General features: G+C 38.4%; 11 protein-coding genes and 7 pseudogenes. 1 reads left to right on the top strand and 17 read right to left on the bottom strand.

The genetic code is table 11. The annotated features are described in order from the left end of the window. Nucleotide 1: 1 nt before the first annotated feature. The 6 genes and pseudogenes from AC1M9F_RS02410 to AC1M9F_RS02385 form a co-directional block, all read right to left on the bottom strand. Complete coding sequence (locus tag AC1M9F_RS02410) at nt 2-766, bottom strand: ABC transporter ATP-binding protein (RefSeq protein WP_481587081.1); 765 nt, start codon at nt 764-766, stop codon at nt 2-4. Next, nucleotides 763-1,779 carry a FecCD family ABC transporter permease gene (locus AC1M9F_RS02405; protein ID WP_481596959.1) on the bottom strand — a complete coding sequence of 339 codons (1,017 nt, stop codon included), beginning with the start codon at nt 1,777-1,779 and terminating at the stop codon, nt 763-765. Before AC1M9F_RS02405 ends, AC1M9F_RS02410 begins: the two co-directional genes overlap by 4 nt. Further along, entirely contained in the window at nt 1,776-2,792 is a 1,017-nt protein-coding gene (locus AC1M9F_RS02400) for an ABC transporter substrate-binding protein (protein ID WP_481596958.1), read from the bottom strand. Before AC1M9F_RS02400 ends, AC1M9F_RS02405 begins: the two co-directional genes overlap by 4 nt. Continuing rightward, nucleotides 2,792-4,885 carry a TonB-dependent receptor gene (locus tag AC1M9F_RS02395; RefSeq protein ID WP_481596957.1) on the bottom strand — a complete coding sequence of 698 codons (2,094 nt, stop codon included), beginning with the start codon at nt 4,883-4,885 and terminating at the stop codon, nt 2,792-2,794. The genes AC1M9F_RS02400 and AC1M9F_RS02395 overlap by 1 nt, the downstream gene beginning before the upstream one ends. A 214-nt stretch (nt 4,886-5,099) precedes the next feature. Beyond that, entirely contained in the window at nt 5,100-5,780 is a 681-nt protein-coding gene (locus AC1M9F_RS02390; RefSeq protein ID WP_481589877.1) for a GntR family transcriptional regulator, read from the bottom strand. 207 nt (nt 5,781-5,987) lie between these two features. Continuing rightward, nucleotides 5,988-6,617: pseudogene (locus tag AC1M9F_RS02385) on the bottom strand (methylenetetrahydrofolate reductase C-terminal domain-containing protein); the annotation flags it as partial. Between the two features lie 44 nt (nt 6,618-6,661). Here AC1M9F_RS02385 and AC1M9F_RS02380 point away from each other — a divergent pair. After that, nucleotides 6,662-6,895: pseudogene (locus AC1M9F_RS02380) on the top strand (transposase); the annotation flags it as partial. A gap of 1 nt (nt 6,896) precedes the next feature. Here the strand turns inward: AC1M9F_RS02380 and AC1M9F_RS02375 are convergent. The 11 genes and pseudogenes from AC1M9F_RS02375 to AC1M9F_RS02325 form a co-directional block, all read right to left on the bottom strand. Further along, nucleotides 6,897-7,229 (bottom strand): Imm42 family immunity protein, encoded by a 333-nt coding sequence (locus tag AC1M9F_RS02375; RefSeq protein WP_481595413.1) that lies wholly within the window; start codon nt 7,227-7,229, stop codon nt 6,897-6,899. Between the two features lie 213 nt (nt 7,230-7,442). Then, nucleotides 7,443-7,694, bottom strand: coding sequence for a hypothetical protein (locus AC1M9F_RS02370; protein WP_481596956.1), 252 nt, complete (start codon nt 7,692-7,694; stop codon nt 7,443-7,445). Between the two features lie 66 nt (nt 7,695-7,760). Beyond that, nucleotides 7,761-8,006, bottom strand: a complete 246-nt coding sequence (locus AC1M9F_RS02365) for a hypothetical protein (RefSeq protein ID WP_481595415.1) — start codon at nt 8,004-8,006, stop codon at nt 7,761-7,763. Nucleotides 8,007-8,351: 345 nt separating this feature from the next. Further along, nucleotides 8,352-8,888 (bottom strand): annotated as a pseudogene (locus AC1M9F_RS02360) (VENN motif pre-toxin domain-containing protein); the annotation flags it as partial. Nucleotides 8,889-8,946: 58 nt separating this feature from the next. Beyond that, nucleotides 8,947-9,324 (bottom strand): hypothetical protein, encoded by a 378-nt coding sequence (locus tag AC1M9F_RS02355; RefSeq protein WP_481595416.1) that lies wholly within the window; start codon nt 9,322-9,324, stop codon nt 8,947-8,949. 26 nt (nt 9,325-9,350) lie between these two features. Further along, a pseudogene (locus AC1M9F_RS02350) lies at nt 9,351-11,123 on the bottom strand (VENN motif pre-toxin domain-containing protein); the annotation flags it as partial. Nucleotides 11,124-11,297: 174 nt separating this feature from the next. Continuing rightward, nucleotides 11,298-11,420: pseudogene (locus tag AC1M9F_RS02345) on the bottom strand (transposase); the annotation flags it as partial. Nucleotides 11,421-11,564: 144 nt separating this feature from the next. Further along, nucleotides 11,565-12,122 (bottom strand): hypothetical protein, encoded by a 558-nt coding sequence (locus tag AC1M9F_RS02340; protein WP_481596955.1) that lies wholly within the window; start codon nt 12,120-12,122, stop codon nt 11,565-11,567. A 1,288-nt stretch (nt 12,123-13,410) separates the two neighbouring features. Then, nucleotides 13,411-13,924, bottom strand: a pseudogene (locus tag AC1M9F_RS02335) (VENN motif pre-toxin domain-containing protein); the annotation flags it as partial. A 37-nt stretch (nt 13,925-13,961) separates the two neighbouring features. Beyond that, nucleotides 13,962-14,234, bottom strand: a complete 273-nt coding sequence (locus AC1M9F_RS02330) for a DUF6966 domain-containing protein (protein ID WP_481596954.1) — start codon at nt 14,232-14,234, stop codon at nt 13,962-13,964. A 995-nt stretch (nt 14,235-15,229) separates the two neighbouring features. Further along, nucleotides 15,230-18,154, bottom strand: a pseudogene (locus AC1M9F_RS02325) (hemagglutinin repeat-containing protein); the annotation flags it as partial. Nucleotides 18,155-19,644 lie beyond the last annotated feature (1,490 nt).

The following is a 19,644-nucleotide window of genomic DNA, read 5'->3' as shown; positions in this document are numbered from 1 at the left end:
TTTACAACCAAGAATGATCAGGGATAACAATGGTCTTGTCTTGAATCATGGCTTCATGAAACTCCACATCGTAGACGCTTTTTAAAAATTTCGGATCGGTGAGACGCGCTTTTGAATCAGGGCGAATCACTTCATGTTCACGCATAAAGAACAAATGATCGGCAAATAAAAATGCCAAATTCGGGTCATGCATAATGGCGATCACAGTAAAATTCTGCCGTGACAATTGACGCAGTTTTTTCATCAAATAAGATTGATAATAGACATCCAAATGATTGGTCGGCTCATCTAATAAAATCACTTTTGGTGCTTGCACCAAAATACGGGCAATCATCACCAATTGACGCTCTCCGCCTGACAGCTCGGTATAAGGGCGTTCTTTTAAATGTTCGATATCGAGATCAATTAAAGCCTGATCGACCATGTCCCAATCTTGTTTAGATGGACGAAATCGACTAAATGCAGCCCGACCTGTAATCACCACATCTTTAACTAAAAATGGGAAAACCGTTTTATGGAACTGCGGTAAAAATCCAAGTAGCGCGGCCCTTTCTTTACCTTTTATGTTTTCTAAAGCTCGACCTGCATAAAGTACTTGCCCATCTGTGGTCTGTTCTAAACCTGCCATCAGTTTAAATAGGGTCGATTTGCCACAACCATTGCGACCTAAAATCACCGAGAACTGATGGGCTGGAAATTCAAGCTGAATATTTTTTAACACGTGTTTATGCCCATAGGCATAGTTCAACTGTTCAATATGAATCATGCCCAAGCCGTCCTTTGTGTTTTGATTAATAATAAGAAAAATGGCGCACCGAGGAGCATGGTGAAAATGCCAATTGGAATTTCAAAGCTGAGTAAAACTCGTGAAAAATTATCAATCAGTAGCAAAAAACTGCCGCCTAAAACCATGTTGGCAGGAATACTGTAACGATGGTCAGGGCCAACCAACATACGCACAATATGCGGCATAAATAGTCCGTATAGACTGATAATGCCTGCGGCAGCTACTGAAGTGGAGGTGCATAGCGTCACCAATACAATCAGTATGAGTTGCTCCCACTTCGGATTCACCCCCACCGCTTGTGCTTCATCAGCTCCCAATGCCATCAGATTCAAGCGCCAACGCATGGCGTATAAGCCCATTAAAGCCACCGTAATCGGCACAACCGCATATTGGACTTTTTGCCACGATGCCTGATGTAAATTCCCCATGGTCCACTGCACGATCGCTTGTAATTTAAAAGGATCACTTAAATATTGAATAATGGTCAGTCCTGCTAAAAACAGACCTGAAACAATCATGCCGGATAAAATCACCATCACCAATGAAGTTTGGCTTTCATGCTTTTGTTGGGCAAACACATAGGTTAATGCCACTGCACATACGCCAAAAATAAATGCTGATAAATTGGGCGATAACCAACTCAAAGATAATGCTAAAGCCGCACCAAAGGCGGCACCTGAAGAAATCCCTAGCACATAGGAATCCACTAAGGGGTTGCGGAATAAAGCTTGCAATCCATTGCCGGCTGTTGCCAAAGCCGCCCCAACCATAAAGGTTAATAAGATGCGTGGTAGGCGAATATTGAAGACAATATTGTGCATCAAGCTAAATTGTTGCGCATCAAAATACGCTGTACCAAATATCCACTGGATAAACCATAGTGCATAATCCCCTGCGCTTAATGTTTGACTGGGGCCGAGCAACAGCGACACAAAAATCAGCAGAATCGGCAATGGATAAAACCAGGTGTATTTCAATTTTGCCTTATTCATGACATCAACTCCTTGGCAATTTTCTGACCATAGAGTTTCTCTAAAATTTTGAGTTGCAAGGCTTCAACTGCTAATCCTGAGGTGTCAGGGTAAATGTGATGATGCAGATAAATCGCAGTCACAATAATTTTGATGGTATGTGGGTTATAGATAAATGCAGGGCTGAGATTAAACACTTTCTGTTGTTGTACTGCTTTTAGACCTTGCAATTCTTTACGCTGATAAATCAGGTTTGGGTCGGTATTCCACAGTACAATATTGTCAGGATTCCACTCAATCAACGTTTCTGGATTGACATTCGGTTGATTGGTCTCCGTTTTAACCACGTTGTAAGCCCCTGCCAATTCAATAAAATCATTGGTAATCGATTTACGGCCTGAGGTTGAATAAATTCGTCCACCTGACCATGCGTAATATATTGATTGCTTATATTTTTGCTTTGAGGTTTTGAGTGCCACTTCAGCCAGAAGCACATCTGAAAAATCCAGAATTTCTTTAGCCCGTTGCTCAGCACCTGTAAGCTGTGCAATTTCATACAGCTCTTCTTTCACCTGATCGTAAGTGCCTGATTCCATCACATAGACTGCAATACCAAATTGTCGAAGCAATTGAATGGTTTGTGTTTGCCCACTACCTAAAATCACCAAATCTGGCTTTAATAGCATTAAGCTTTCAATGTTGGTGGCATTTGTACCTTGTGAAGGTGTGGCGAGTTGCTTATTGGCAATACGTGAGTCCATTTTAGAATAAGCATTAAATAACAAGGGCTGTAAATACACCTCAGCAGGAATCCCCACGACCTTTGCACCCTGCCCCAACATATGTAGCCCGTCTAAACCTGACTCAAATAAGGATACAATGCGCTGTGCCGGCTGAGCTAGGCAGACTTCGGTCTCTGAACTATCAACCACACAATGCGATGTTGGGCTTTGTATTTTTGCTGGTATCGGTTGCTCTGTTGCCGTACAAGCCAACAGTACACAGCTCAGTAAAAGGACAATAAATCTTTGCATTAGTATTGCCACTGTACCGATAACGCTGCTTTGATCGGCTCACCGGGTTGAATCCATACATGGCTATAACTGGATAGATAATATTCCTCGTTTAACAAATTATGAATATTCAATTGATAGCGTAAATTTGGATTTGCTTGGTAATAAGCCCCAAGGTTAAATACGGTATAGGCAGGTAAGCTGAAACCATTAGCCGTATTGGTTGGGCTGTCCCCACTGCGTTGCCCGACATAATGGAGATTGAAATTTAGACCTGCCGCTTGTTGCGCATTTTGCCAAAGGTCATAGCTTGCCATGACATGTGCGCTATGTTTGGGTACGTTGCTCAGTGCTGAGCCTGCAGGCAACACATCATCTTTGCTGACTTTGGCATCCATATAGGCGTAGCCTGCTGACACCAGCATCTGGTCATTGATACGATGGTTGAAGTCAATTTCAAGTCCCTTGCTTTTCACTTCACCGACTGCAGCTTCAAAGTTTGGGTCAATCGCATCCGTCATCAGAACATTTTTTTTGCCCATATCAAACAAGACGATGCTAAGCATGCTGTGATCTTGCCAATGGTATTTCGCGCCGATTTCATAGCTTTTCGCTGTTTCAGGTGCAAACGTCTCCCCTGTGCGACCCATGCCATTATTCATGGAAAATGTTTCGCCATAATTGGTGTAAAAAGAGAGTGCTGGCGTAAGACGGTAATTGAGGCCTATACGTGGGCTAAACTTTTGTGCTGTACTCTGATCCTTGAACTGCGTGCGATGGTTGATGAAGCGCTGTTCGACACGATCGAATCGACCTCCGAATAACACATTCCATTGGTCATTAAAAAAGACCTGATCTTGTACATTCACAGCCATGTACTGCTGACGTTCATCGGAATCGGTATGTAAAGGTAGTTCAGAGCTAAATTGCCCATAAGTGGGATTGTAAATGTTGATCCAATTTGGCTGAGCAGCCGAGTGATTAAGACGCAATTGACGTTGCATAAAGTCCAAACGCCCTGTTTCTGCACCGAGTACCCATTCATGCTGAACATGACCGAGTTGCAGTTGACCAAGTAATTCACTTTGGAGCAGCATATCCTCGGTCTGATAATCACGATGACGACGCTGACGCTCTAATGTTTCAAGGTCGGCCTGTAATTTGCGTGGTTCTGTTGAATAGCCGACCATTTGCGCATCTTTATAACTGATCGCAGCATTCATCTGCCATGCGTCATTGAGCTGATGCTTTAATCGTACTTGATAGAGATTGTCTTTGACGCGCATATCACCATCAGAAGGCTCACCCGTAAAGGTCTTTGGATCCATCAATAACTGGTTGTTGACAGCCGTGATACCACGGTCAAATGTGCCTAGATGCTGGGTAAATTCAGTATCTAAATCCACTTGGGTATTTTCAGATAATTTCCATGAGAATTGTGGCGCGACAAATAAACGTTGGCTACTGACATGATCACGGAAAGACTGGTTATCTTCCATTGCAGCGGCTATTCGATACGCCAACGCATCGCTGATTGGCGCGGTCTGTTCAAGACTTAAACGATATTCATCTTGTGTTGTCCCACGAAGATTAAGCGTTGTTTCAGACGTCCATTTTGGTTTTTTTGTGGTGACATTCAATGCCCCACCGACCTCACCACGTCCATACAGTGCGGCACTGGGACCTTTTAAAAAATCCAGTGATTCAATATTGACCATATCTTTAGGTGCAGAAATGCCACGATTGACACTCAGCCCATTACGAATGGCATCCACCCCCATATTGGGATTGCCTTGGAATCCTCGGAATGAATAGTTATCCCAAAAGCCCCCACCATAATTATTTTGATGCAATACCCCACTCACGATGCTGAGGGCTTGATCCATGCGCTGAATATCTTGCTGCTGGATAACGTCTTGCGACAAATGGCTTTTATTAAACGGGATATCCAATAGATCATGCTGAAATTTGGTAAGTGCTTGAGCGTGCTGTGTAGATTCTGAGGCTAAAGCTGTGCTGAGATAAATCGTATCTAGGGTTTTGACCTGATCTGTTGCAAACACCCCTTGATTGATGCCAGTTAAACCTATTAATAAAGTTACACGAGATCTCAAAAAAACTATCCTCATTTATACGCACAATATTGATGCGTTTACAAATATTGAATTCAAATTGGTGCACTATTCATTAAATCTATGCACTAAAACTAAACAAATGTTGTTCTGGCATCGCTGGATTAGTTTTGTGTACATTCTTGTATACAAGATATGAATTAGAGGCAAAAAAAATGCCAATTTTTTAAAATTGGCATTTTTTTAATAATTTATCCTAAACAGTCGAAAATATTTTAAGAGTAATTTTCTTCACGTCCTCAATACTATGTAAGACATGATGTTCTGCTAAATGGATCGCCCCATCAGCATCACGAGCTAAAATACATCTAAGTATTGCAGCATGATCTTGATAAGCATGCTGGATATCGAATTCACGCATGGCGCCTAGACTGAGCACAATTCGGATTTTTTCACTGATTTCATGATGAATCTTGGCGATTTGACGATTTCCTGCAGCTCTAACCAAGGCACAATGAAAATCTTCACTTTGCAGCACCAATGCTTTGGTGTTCTGGTTATAGTCCTGTTCGTCTACAAGCCATAATCGCTTTAAATTCTGTAATTCTTCAGATTGCTCATGATCCATTACGCATAAACGTTTAACAGCCTCTTTTTCCAAGATCATACGTAAATCAAAGAGCTCCTGATAAAAGGTAAAATCTAAAGGCTTAATTTCCCAACCACTGCGGAAATGCACATTCACATAGCCTTCCTGTTCAAGACGATACAGTGCTTGCCGTGTTGGGGTACGGCTGACCTCATACTTTTCAGAAAGGTCCGTTTCAGTAAAACGTTGTCCAGGTTTGAGCTTAAAGCTAAAAATATCATCCTTTATTTGTTGATAAATCACATTAGCTAAATTGCCAGTGCCTGACTTAATGGGCGTTATGCTCATCCTTAATTCTCGTTTTACATCTATGTAATAAATAAATTATAGAGTCATCATGAGAATTTAAGAATCAGTAAATATTGATATATAGGAAAATAGATTAAATTTTGGCTTTTAGATTTATAGGATAATTTAATTTAAGCCCCTATATAACGCTAATTAATAATTGCATTTCAATACTATAAATCAACCCATACAAGAAATTGAAAAGACTTAAACTTTTCCCAAAAACCAATTTTTCCAAGAACTGGTTCCACGAACTTCAACGGGTACGGTTGCAATCAGGGTATCTTTTAAAACGTCAGTTTGTCCTACGGCTTTGGCTAATCGGGCTTTTACAGAGTGAATGCATTCCCGATCTCCAAACTCACATCGATCTAATGTGGTGCCACCGCAAGGACCATTTGCAAGTCCTTTAGGACATGTTTCAGAGCAAATATATAAAGTATCAGCCAATCTACATTGACCACAATTTTCGCAGCCCACAACCATATGTTTTGACTTAAATTCGGTTTTTAACAAAGTTTTTGATGCCAACTCATTATCCCAAAAGGACGCTTTAAAAATAAACCTACCTACACCTTTAGAGATTTTGGACTCAAAAAGGGCTTTATGCATGACATGCAAATGATGATATTTAATCAGCTGACCTAATGTCGGTTGACGCGCATCATAAGTTAATTCTGGAACAAACTCATCTCCAGTCTTAATCTGCCAAAGAGATTTCCAGCGTGCTTCAAGTTCCTCTAAATCATCATGTTGATATTGCTCAATATAATTTTGCTGAACCTTCTGTTCTTCTGAATTTTCGCATGCTGAAAGATGAACACCATTAAAACCTAAAAGCCAAAAAGCCAAAAAGCCAAAAAGCCAAAAAGCCAAAAAGCCAAAAAGCCAAAAAGCCAAAAAGCCAAAAAGCCAAAAAGCACTGTAAACTAGATCCTGAGCTAAAAGTTTACAATCAAGAAATCAATAAAAGAAGAATTGGGATTGAGCATGTATTTAGGACTTTGAAGACCTTCAAAATCCTTGCCGAGCGATATCGTAATCGAGGCAAAAGATTAGGCTTAAGATTCAATTTAATTGCTGGGATCTATACCATGGAACTGAATAAAAAATGACTTATGATAGAACTCTATTATTAAAACCAAGCCCTAAACCAAAACCAAATTGAAATAACTCCCCTGTATCAATCCAAACAAAATTATCACCATCCAAAGATGAAAAATCAATTTCATTAATAGGCTTTTCTCCAAAATCTTTTTTTAGATTATTAATCACTTCAATGTTACTGACCAAAGTATAAAAAATAGAGTTCAAAGTGATATTAATTCCTTTCCCTGGATAACATTTATCCTGAATCCAAAAACTAAATATTCCTAAATTTAATCCATCATTTAATGCAAAAATTACATCCCATTGAACAAAAAAATCATCATTAAACTTTAAAATCATTCTAGTGCCTCTGACTTCCATCCATTTTTACGCAAAATGGCTTTGGTTTTATTATCTAACTTTAAAGAATTTCTGGCACCATCTGAACTGCCAGCCCAATGGTAAGTATTTGAGCCAGTCCTTCATATGTGAACTGATGAATATTTCCTTTGAAAAGTCAGTCAAACGCCCTTTATTAAAAAACAGCAATCTAAACGAAATTAGTATAGTTTTTTAAGTTAAATCTATTTCCATTTCTTTATGTAGCCCTTTGTCGCACTCTAAAATAAATGGATAAATTTTTTCGGGTTCAGCGTAAATATATTCTAAATAGCTTGCTGGTAACCAATAATATATTTCATAATCACTTTGCCTATTATGAGTCGGAACTAGAAAAGATACATAATATTTTTTCATTCCTTCTTCAATCCCAACACTAAATTTTAATTCTTTTGATACATATATATCTCTAAAATTAAATTTCATTTTAATTTCCTATTTTTCTGACCTTTAACATGTCTTTCCTGACCTTTGTTGCATCAATAACAGCCTCTAAACTACCATTAGTAATTTACCCTCAGGAATCCACTGACTATTTGCACCAGCCTCGTTACCAGATGGTAGTCTTAAACCTGCAGATCTTGGATTAGATATATCAATCCTTACTAAACTGCCATTTTTAAGTTGACTTTGTGGTATGCCTATTGAAGCGATTGCAAGTTGTCTTTCATTCTCTGTAATTTCCTGACCTGTTAGGAAATCATTCTTCAAACCAACTGCAGCCCAAATTTGTTTCAAAGTAAGCTCATTAGCCAAAGCAAGAGTTCGCTTACCTAAAGTTTTTTCAGGTGTGGGCCCAATACAATTTGTAGTAGCACCACTGACGGAACCTACATCCTGACCTGAACGGACGGCTTCTATATCTTTTATTGCTTGACTTGTGTAACCAATGGTTTCATTGAATAAGCCTGTTACCTGTCCTGATATTTTTAATCGTTATAATTATTTCACCATTTCTTTCATTTCTGGTGAAGCATCACTTGCCAAAATATTTTTTAGATGTTGTTCTACACAAGCAGAATTACCCGTTTGCACACAATCATTGAAGGCTTTATCAAGCATTTTATCGGTCTTTCTTAATATTGAAATTCCTTTCTCAATACATGCTCTATCATTCGAACTACATTTTTGAAGGTGTTTATTTACAGCTTTAAGAGTAGCTCTGGTTTGATAATTATTCTCCACCGCATTTTGAGCACTTTGACCACTCTGTACAGTCGAAGCCACATCACCAGTACTTGCACCCACGCCAGATGCAACCAAACCAGTAATCGCACTTACCGTTCATTTTTCATCCACTGTTAAATCTTTTGATTCTTTACCATATAGGTATTTAGCTAGTAGAGGTGCTGATGCTTCTGCTCCACCTGCTGCCAAACCTGCCGTTAAAGCATCATTGCCACCTGCTGCTGCAACTGCCGCACCCAATACAGTATGCGCTAGAATATGTGTTGCACTTCCTTCACTATCATTTGATTTGAAATATTGCCCAATCTCATAGCTGAGTTTAGAACTTGCTGTTGCGGCTGCTATTCCTAAGCCACTGTTAGTCGGAGCTGATAATCCTGCTGAAATGCTATCGACTAATATGCCTAATGTTTGAAGTTGTTGTTTCTTGTCGAACTCAGCTTGACTCAATGTTCCTGCTTCATTAGCTTTTTAGGCTTCGTCTAGCTTTTTATAAACTGTACTTTTTGAATATTTTCTCAATTTCATCTCTTCTAGATGGTTGTTCTTTTAGAACACTCTCTAATCCTTGTCGAATATAGTATTTAACCGTTTTTTCATCATACCACCCTTCAGTTGGCTCTATTCCTATCATTTCTTCATCGACCCAAGCATAATATAGTTCTGTACCATCTTCCTGAACTTCTGAATAGAGCTGCCATCCTGGATCGCCTCCAACTGGCTCCATTGGGTCTTTACCTATCGTTCCACGTAAATAATATTCTAAATCTTTACCGCCATGTATCATTTCATAAATACAATACAACAATGGTGCCTGAAGATCATCATGTTCAAAACTAAAATAATCACTTTTATAGGTAAAACTCATTCAAAAATCCTCTCAATTGATACAATTTATTTTGAATTAGGATTAATAGGAAATGATGTTGGTACTTGAGGTACTCCACTTCGCGTAACGACAGGCACTCTAAAAGTAATTCCATTTATCACGACATTTTGTTGAGTTTTACCACTAGCTCCATAATTCACTATTGCTTTTGCAGCAGCTTGATTTGCCATACTTGCCATTTGCGCATTACTGTAGACTTTAGGATCATAAACAGTTTTTGCTTCAATCCTTCCATTTGGCAATTGATATCTTACTTCCGTAATTCCTTTGGATATTTCTGTTGGCTGCCCAACTACTTTACCACCATTGGCATTTAAAATTTCATAAAAATTATCTGCATTATGTCCACCAGAGATCACTTTTGATTTCTTATTAATTGTCGCATCAATTAAATGTTTCCCTAAAGGTGTATCAATTTGGTTTGTACCAACTTCAGTATAGCCATCTCTAGGTCGAACAGGAATTCGACCAGCAAAATCTGCCTCAGGTTCTTTTAATAATTTCGTAATGTCACTACCATATTTTTTCCCAATATTCTCAAATGCTTCATCCGTTAATTTAATCGGTCCACTTAACGTTTTAGAAAAACCTAAACCTAGCATTGCAACTTTAGCTTCTTGTATTTCCTTTGGCGTAAAATGCTCCTTAGTTATAGGGTCATATTCTGCACCCATTGCAGCTGCTAGCTGTCTTATTGTTAAATCATTAATAACCAGTAGAGTTTTTTCACCCAAAGTTTTCTCGGGTATTGGACAAACATATCCTGTCGGACAAGAAAATTTCTCTTTAGTATTTTCTTTAACTACCTGCCCATAATTCTCATCAATAATTGAAAATCCATTATTTTCTACCGCATTCTGAGCTAATTGACCACTCTGTACAGTCGAAGCCACATCACCAGTACTTGCACCCACGCCAGATGTAACCAAACCAGTAATCGCACTTACCGTTCCTTTCTCATCTGCAGTTAAGTCTTTGGCTTCTTTTCCATACAAATATTTTGAAAGTAACGGTGCTGATGCTTCTGCTCCACCCGCAGTAACTCCTGCAAGGAGTGCATCATTATCACCAGCTGCTGCAACCGCCGCGCCCAACACAGTGTGCGCTAAAATATGCGCTGCACTTCCTTCACTATTATTGGATTTGAAATATTGCCCAATCTCATAGCTAAGCTTAGGACTCACTGTTGCGGCTGCTATACCTAAGCCACTGCTCGTTGGGGCTGACAAGCCTGCTGAAATGCTATCGACTAATATTCCTAAGGTTTGAAGTTGTTGCTGTTTCTTGTCGAACTCAGCTTGACTCAGTGTTCCTGCTTCCTTGGCTTTTTTAGCTTCATCTAAATTTTTATTAATTTCAGTACGTACTTCTTGGCGGTTCGCATCAAACTTCTTCGTCACATCCATTTGTAAATTAATTTCGCTTTTAACTTGATCTCGATCAAAGTTATTTTGCAATGCGCCACTGTTTTCACGTGCTGTATCTGTTGTGACATGTGTGAGGATTTCTGACTTGATCTGCTCAGCAGAGTTTCCTGTCAGCTCTTCTTGACGAACTGTTTCTCTAATCGTGATATTAGACGTATTAATACCACTTTGCGTCACACTACTGTCTTTATCACTGTCCAAACCAAAACCAATCGACTTGCTTACACCTTGGATTGTGGAAGCATGTTGATCAATTTTTTCAGGCGCTGATATTACAGTGCCGGGTTTACCCTGATCAGATTTAGTCGCATTTAATCCAGCACTCAGTGAAATCCCTTTAGCATCATATTGTCCCGAATAAAGGCGTACCTCATTTGGACTGGTTTGCCAAGTACACCGCGACCTCTTTAATATAGCCCTTTCTTCGCTGAGTCATTGCAATTATTTTTTTAAATTTGTTAATTATGCACTTGGATCATTAGATTCTGTGATCTTGGGCTGCTGTGGATCATAACGTTTAATCTATGCATAAAGACTATGTGTAGTTATACCTAAAAGTGATGCGATATCAGCAACACTATGACCTTTCTCTGTGACCTGTTTTACTGCTTCAATTTTAAATTTTTCAGGGTATGGTTTATTGCTCATAAGCACCTCGTTAATTTGCCATTTTATCTAACTAAAAGGTCTCTATAAAATAGGCGGCTAATCACTCAATCAAAAAATATCATACTTTGCATCTTCAACTGAATGGGTTTTCAAGAAATACCCTTTTAAATCCGTTACACAATATCATCGTCGCGCTTGAGTATATTCTGTCCAAATTAAATTCGGTGTACCATCATATATACAAAAACACAAATCAGGCCAATACAAATCATTAGTAACCATTACTCCAAACCCTTGAAAATTAGGAAAATCACCATAATAAGGAGAATGTATATACCAATCTTCTTTTCCGATCTTAGTTAAGTTGATTAGATCTTTTGGAATAATTAATTGATGTCTTAAACTACCATCCGAATTGTATACAGCAGCGTTGTTTGGTCTTAAGAAGTACCAAGGATATTCTATTTTTTTACTTAACTTAGAAGGCTGGTTATTAAAAATAATCAAAAAGCATTTACAATCTAATAAAACATGAACACTCTCCGCAATAGGTAAAATATACTCACTACCATCACTATAAATAATTTTTTTTTCTAAAGCAGTAATTTGCTCATTCTTCAATAATAAATTATTAAAAATATTGAGCGAAATATCAGAATCATATTCAGGATAATTCATAAATTCATAAATTTCTCCATTTTCAAAAACATTTGTCTCTATTACTTTCTGTATTGTTTTCATTATTTAATCTCTCTTGTCGAGCTAATTTTAAATAGCTCAGGGTTCGTGTAAGGAGATTTATCTACGAAATTAATCTGATGAGCATTACCTGGTAGAGTTTTACCAGTCTTATAATCATACATAGAGCCTGCTCTTCCTTCTCGTATACCCACACTTGGCTGTACTTCAAATTCAACCACATAAAATTTATTTGGCTTACCAGATGATTCATTAATACTAGGCTTAAACTCTTCAGTTATTGCAAGTTTATTTCGCATATCTGCAACAGAATTAACCTGTTCTTTTGTCGCCCAACCACCTAATTTCTGTGCCGGATTTTCTCCTTTTTTGATAGCTTCTACCATGTTAGAGTATTGAACTTCATCAATCACCATTCGCATTTTTTCGGATTGAATTACTCTTCGATCAGTTACAGTTGTGCCTGCTTTCCATGCTGGATAACCTGTAGGATGATAACTACCACCAACCTGTTGATCATTCAATGTTTTTGGATTATTTCCAATAAGATTTTCATTTACTCGTACTAATCCATCTCTATCTGTTACTTGTCCAGCATTAATATTTTCCGCCCTATACGTTGTACCGGATTGAAAGTCACGTACTGATGAGTCTCCAAAACTAGGATTCTCCACATTAGCGTTATTCTCAATTTTTTGTCGCTGAATTAAACCATCTGTTACTTTTGCCTCCTTATTGGCTAGACTGACTCCTTTAGCTGTTCCACCACCTACTGCCATTAAAGCTAGATCTGTTGCACTTTCAGGGAAAAATATTTCTGTCGCAACATAACCAAAACCAGCAATATAGTAACTTGCTCCTGTTCTTGGTTTTTCCCCTACCATATAATCTAAAACAGCTGATTTTGCTGGAATCAATATTTTTTCTGCTGCGCTTTGCTTTAAACCATTATATTTTGTACTGCAAGCACCATACGTCATGTTTTGGCAACTTCTTTGTGCATATCTCAAGAAATCTAATTGCTTCGTTGCTTGTATTGAAAATCCACTAGTTTCATTGAGAAGCCCTTTTGCTTCAATTGAAACTTTTAGTCTTCTTAGCTGTTGTTCAATCTCTTTCATTTCCGGTGAAACATCACTTGCCAAAATATTTTTTAAATGGTGTTCTACACAAGCAGCATCAGCTTTTTGCACACACTTATTGAAAGCTTTATCAAGCATTTGGTCGGTCTTTCTTAATATTGAAATTCCTTGCTCAATACAAGATCTATCATTCGCACTACATTTTTGCAGATGTTTATTCACAGCTTTAAGAGTAGCTCTGGTCTGGTAATTATTATCCACTGCATTTTGGGCCACTTGCCCACTTTGCACAGTCGAAGCCACCTCACCAGTGCTTGCACCTACACCAGATGCAACCAAACCAGTGATTGCACTAATCGTTCCTTTCTCATCAGCTGTTAAATCTTGTGATTCTTTACCATACAAATATTTTGAAAGTAACGGTGCTGAAGCTTCTGCTCCACCTGCAGAAACTCCTGCAAGGAGTGCATCATTACCACCTGCTGCAACTGCCGCACCCAATACAGTATGCGCTAGAATATGTGTTGCACTTCCTTCACTATCATTTGATTTGAAATATTGCCCGATCTCATAGCTAAGCTTAGGACTCACTGTTGCGGCTGCTATACCTAAGCCACTGCTCGTTGGTACAGACAAGCCTGCTGAAATACTATCGACTAATATGCCTAATGTTTGAAGTTATTGCTGTTTCTTGTCAAACTCAGCTTGACTCAGTGTTCCTGCTTCTTTTGCTTTTTGCGCTTCATCTAACTTTTTATTAATTTAGCTCTAACTGCCAGTAGATTTACGTTCAATTGAGTCATACTAAGCACAAATCATAAAGATCATTCCGTAATTTGGAAAATTTGTCATTTTCATAAAGTGGATATTCTCCATTTTTTTCTAAAACGATGTCATTAAATGAGCCCATTCCAGCATAATTCCTTAAAATATCGTGCTTAACTTGAGAAAAATTTGAATCAATTTCCGTCAAAAAACGTTTAAATGCTGTTGACCAATATGTTAAGTCAAATTCTTCAAGCAAATTAATTATTTCACTTATGATTAATTTTATAGATTGAACTTCATTCATTTTAGAGGCTTCTCACTGATTACTTTTACTCCAGGAATTTTCCAAGGTTCAACTACAACTATCTGCTGAGTTCCACCAAGATAAAAACCATTTTGTGTACCTACTTCCCCTGAATAAACTTTCGTTCCTTTGGGAATTAATATACCGTATGTTGTATCTAATGGTGATTTAGCACCTCCCGGCCAAACAGGTAAAACAGCTTTATCAATACGAGTTTGAATTACACTTTCAGGTATTTCTCTAGTGAAAAATTGACCTAAACTGGTACCCTTAACACCGGCTCTATACAGAATAGTGTCTTGCTGCAACTCAAATTCAGTGTACTTACCACCTGCGAATGTTCCAGCTAAATTGTTAGATAACGGACCCGTATTTACTGCATTATAGGTACCTAAATTTTTCCCTAAGGGACTTTTTATTTCAACGGAATTATAAGCAGGTTTATTAACTTTCGTTGACAGTTTCCCTCCAACCTTAGCTAATAACACAGATTCTGCGACTGTTACTGCCCCGTCTAAAGCATCTTGAGTTAATGGACTTAGTTGATCTTTACGATTCGGACTAAATGAGTTAAGTACATTTTGCCCTACTTTAGATTGATATGATCCAAATAAAGCATCCTTACCCTCACTTGCAGTGCTAACTCCACCGTATGTACTTAATCCAGCTAAAGGTGCGCCGATAGCACAACCAACACCTGTTGTACACAAACCCACTCCTGCAGCTCCACCACCAATTGCAGTTAAGCCTCCTCCTACTATTTTTCCAGCTCCACCCGCTCTTGTAACAATTTCATCATTTCTTGTTCTAAGATCATTTGCTTTATCCCAGTTAGTGTAGGTATATAACCCTGTCGCTTCAAGTGCTTCGATTTCTTTTTCATTCTTAGCTCCTAAATCTTGTAATTTTAATAATGTAGAATAATTTGGATCATCTTCTGGCACACCTTCTGCACACTTTACAAGATAACAAGCAGCCTGATAAAGTTTATTCTTTTCAGTTTGAGTCTTGTTTTTAATTAATGCTTGTAGAACTTGTGCTTCGCGTACATTAAGCATTCGATTATTTTCCACCGCATTCTGAGCATTTTGACCACTTTGCACTGTAGAACTTACATCACCTGTAGTCGCTCCTAAACCTGATGCCACCAAACCTGTAATCGCACTAATCGTACTCTTTTCATCTGCGGTTAAGTCTTTTGCTTCTCTACCATACAGGTATTTAGCTAGTAGAGGTGCTGATGCTTCTGCTCCACCTGCAGAAATACCCGCAGCCAGTGCATTATTGCCTCCTGCTGCTGCAACTGCCGCACCCAATACAGTATGCGCTAAAATATGCGCTGCACTTCCTTCACTATTGTTGGATTTGAAATATTGCCCAATCTCATAGCTAAGTTTAGGACTCACTGTTGCGGCTGCTATACCTAAGCCACTGCTCGTTGGGGCTGACAAGCCTGCTGAAATGCTATCGACTAATATTCCTAAGGTTTGAAGTTGTTGCTGTTTCTTGTCGAACTCAGCTTGACTCAGTGTTCCTGCTTCCTTGGCTTTTTTAGCTTCATCTAAATTTTTATTAATTTCAGTACGTACTTCTTGGCGGTTCGCATCAAACTTCTTCGTCACATCCATTTGTAAATTAATTTCGCTTTTAACTTGATCTCGATCAAAGTTATTTTGCAATGCGCCACTGTTTTCACGTGCTGTATCTGTTGTGACATGTGTGAGGATTTCTGACTTGATCTGCTCAGCAGAGTTTCCTGTCAGCTCTTCTTGACGAACTGTTTCTCTAATCGTGATATTAGACGTATTAATACCACTTTGCGTCACACTACTGTCTTTATCACTGTCCAAACCAAAACCAATCGACTTGCTTACACCTTGGATTGTGGAAGCATGTTGATCAATTTTTTCAGGCGCTGATATTACAGTGCCGGGTTTACCCTGATCAGATTTAGTCGCATTTAATCCAGCACTCAGTGAAATCCCTTTAGCATCATATTCACTGTTATTTTGAATGTTTGAATAAGTCAAAGTCCCTGTATTTAGACTATTATTTTTTAAGTTTTCAGCTTTTTGCGTCGATGTGATCAAAGCACCTTTTAAATCAGTATTAGTCTTCACATTGATTTGGTAACCATCATCTCCAGCAAAGATCCCTGATTGCTCATTGACTGAGGCGTAATTGGCATCAACATTCGACTTACTAAAGCTACCCGATGCATTACCGCCATTGGTACCAACACTGATTTGACCTGAAATATCTTGTTGTTTGCTCTTATATGTTGCAGTATCTTGCAAACTTTCAATATTCAGTTCATTGGCATCTATCTGGATGCCCTTACCTTGAACTTGTCCACCAATAATATTGGTTGTATTACCGCTGCTAATTGTCGTTAAACTGTCTTTTGAACCGACATGACTATTGACATAGCTTGTATCAGTGCCATCGCCTTTGCCTTTTCCAAGATTCCCACCTGCCGTAACACCCAAACCTGTTTGGTTGCTGATGGTTACACCTGCATTCCAGCCTGAACTCTTGTTATTTGATTGTTCAATACTACTTTGTTCAGCGGCTTTGATGTTGACATCGTTATCTGCTACCAAGTGGGTACCTTTCAATCCAACAACATCAGAACCAAGGATATTAATGTTGGAATCTCCCCCTGCACCACTTGCTACAATGTTTGTTGTGCCTCCAGCGCTCACTTTACTTTGAGCAGCTGTATTACTTTGTGTATGGCTTGTTTCTACACTCTTTTGTTCGCCATAGGTTAAACTCACCCCAACTTCTACCGATTGGTTCAAAGTAGCAGAGCCAGTAAGAACATCATTTAATTTGCCTATGGACTGTCCTGCTTTGTAGGTATCGAAGCCTGCATTGGCTGCTGCCATTGCATTAACACGATCATTTTTACTTTGACCCACTTGTTTTGATGAATCTAAAACAGATTCAACTTGTTGCACGATTGGCACATTTACAGCAAGTGTTAAGCCTTTTTGTTCCATTTCACGCTTATAATCATTGATATTTTGCTCGTTGGCTGCTTCTATATTGACACGTTGTGCCAAGATATTTACATCACCTTCTTGTGCTAATACTGTGCTCCCCGTTTGTTGATAGGTGTTACTAGCGATAATGTTTGTATGACCAGCTAAACTTCCAACTGATGAAGCATTGCTTGTGAATTGTTGATTGTTGTTATCTGTACTTTCTTTTATCTGACCTACAGTAACACCTATACCACCACTGCTAAATAGTCCTGATTTTTTCTTACTATAAAAACTCTCTTCAGTAGACTGAGTAAGTGCCGACTCCACTTTTATGTTATTTTTTGCGCTTAAATTGGTATCTTGATCTGCAATAACATGACTACCTTTTACAGAGATATCTTTTTCAGCATTTAAGTAAATATTCTCACCACCAATGACACTAGCTACAGCTTGTGTTTGTTCAGAGCTGTCCTTGAATATTCGAGTCGTTGTACTCGCAAAGCCTTTACTCTTCGTTTTTAAAGCATCATCAGCAACTTTTGTATATTCACCAGATTCAATATTGATATTTTGTGCTTGAGCAACAACATTCCCTGTTGCACTATTGACTTCAGATGCACGTAAATTAATATCATTTCCTGCATTAAGCTGAATATCGTTATTTGCCTGAATCTGACTACCAATTTCTCCAGACTCACTACGTTTAATATAATTATTTGAATCTTTAATATTTTGTTGTTTCTGACTGACTTGTGTCGTTCCCAAGTTAATATTATTTTTGGCATTAAGTTGTGTAATACCCTCTTCACTGGCATTTGAAATAACACCAGCATTGAGTTGTATATCTTTTCCTGCATTTAATGCAAGTATGCCTTGTCCACCTTTAGCTGTTACATAAACACCAGCTTGACGGTTTAAATGCGTGTTTGAACCCTGATCACTTTCTGTTGTATTGGTTTCAGTGACAATATTGATATTTTCACCAGCATCTAAGAATAACTTTTGCTTAGCATCAATGGTCCCACTTAAATTATTAATATCTTTCTTAGCTTTAGCCGAAAGCTGATCTGCTGTTAATCGTCCACCGAGGTTTTGGATACCATCTGCTTGAATCACTAATGCATTTCGACCTGCTATTGTACCGCTGTTAACAAGACTATTTTCAACATTCAGGGCGGTATTACTGCCTGCTAGTAATGCGCCATTGCCATTAATATCTCCATTCTGCAACCTTACATAGACCTGTGGAGCTAGTACAGTTTCAATACTTCCATCACTCAAAGTGATCTGCTTTTCCACCAACCAAATAATATCACTGGTTAATTTAGCAATTTGTTCTACACTTAAAGCTATCCCGACTTTAAGTTGCATTTCTTGTGCAGTTGTTACGCCATTCAGCATCAATTGCTGAAATTGTTCTTCACTGCTATTGAAACCATCTAAAAAGCGTCGACCAGTTAACTGACTCACTTGTTCAGTCGTGATTTTTTGTTCATAGTAACCATCGCCTAAACGTTTATGCAGATTTTGAGGTTCTAAACTCAATAATTTGAGCATATAATCACTGCCTAGCCATTTTTTATAATTTGTGAAAGCTGGATCAGTTTCTATTAAATATTCAGGATTAGCTGGATTAGTATTAAATAAACTACTACTTGGTAAAGACGTATTTACATCAATTGTGCGAACCGTAATATCATTTTCAAGTGTTGAATTTGTATTAAGTTGGGTATTAGGATTCGTCGTTGATAATCCCTGAACATGTTCTTGATAACTCAATACACCTAAATTTAACTCTGTAATCATTGGTGCAGGTCTATATGCAGAAGTATTTGACCCTGTTACATCCGTGCCTTTTTTATGATCTCTCCAAAAATTTGTTAAAGTTCCCTCATCACGTATAATTGTTTGACCTAATGTTTCATGATTGTCTAAATCACCAACCTTAACATCTAGTAATCCCCCAGCCAGTATTTGACTGTCCGAATTCAATAATACGTCACCCGTAATTTTAATATTTCCTCCAGCGAGGATTTGACCAGGGGCAGAATTTACAACTTGTGTTTGGTCTTTAATTTTTTCGTAATTATAGCGATGCCAATTTTCATGCCATTGACCATCTGGTGTCACAAGATGATCCGACTCATCATTGCCAATCTTCCAACCTAGTTCAGCTTGGCTACCTTCTAGATAGCGTTGATTCTGCCCCTGTGCTTCATATTCAACTATATATTGACGATCAACTTCTTTTATTTGAGTTTGCAAATGCTCATTGGTATTTCTCAACAATCGACTTGAAATCGTTAAGTCGGCACCTGCTTCAATTTTAGCACTGTTATTATTGATACTTTGTGCTTGTCCAACCGCATGTTTGTTTTCATCTAAAGTGCCAGCAATCACCATATTGCCTTCACTTGAGA

This window comes from Acinetobacter sp. ANC_7504 (assembly GCF_056779995.1).
The sequence above is the reverse complement of the archived record's forward strand: the minus strand, read 5'-3'. Positions and strand labels throughout refer to the sequence as shown.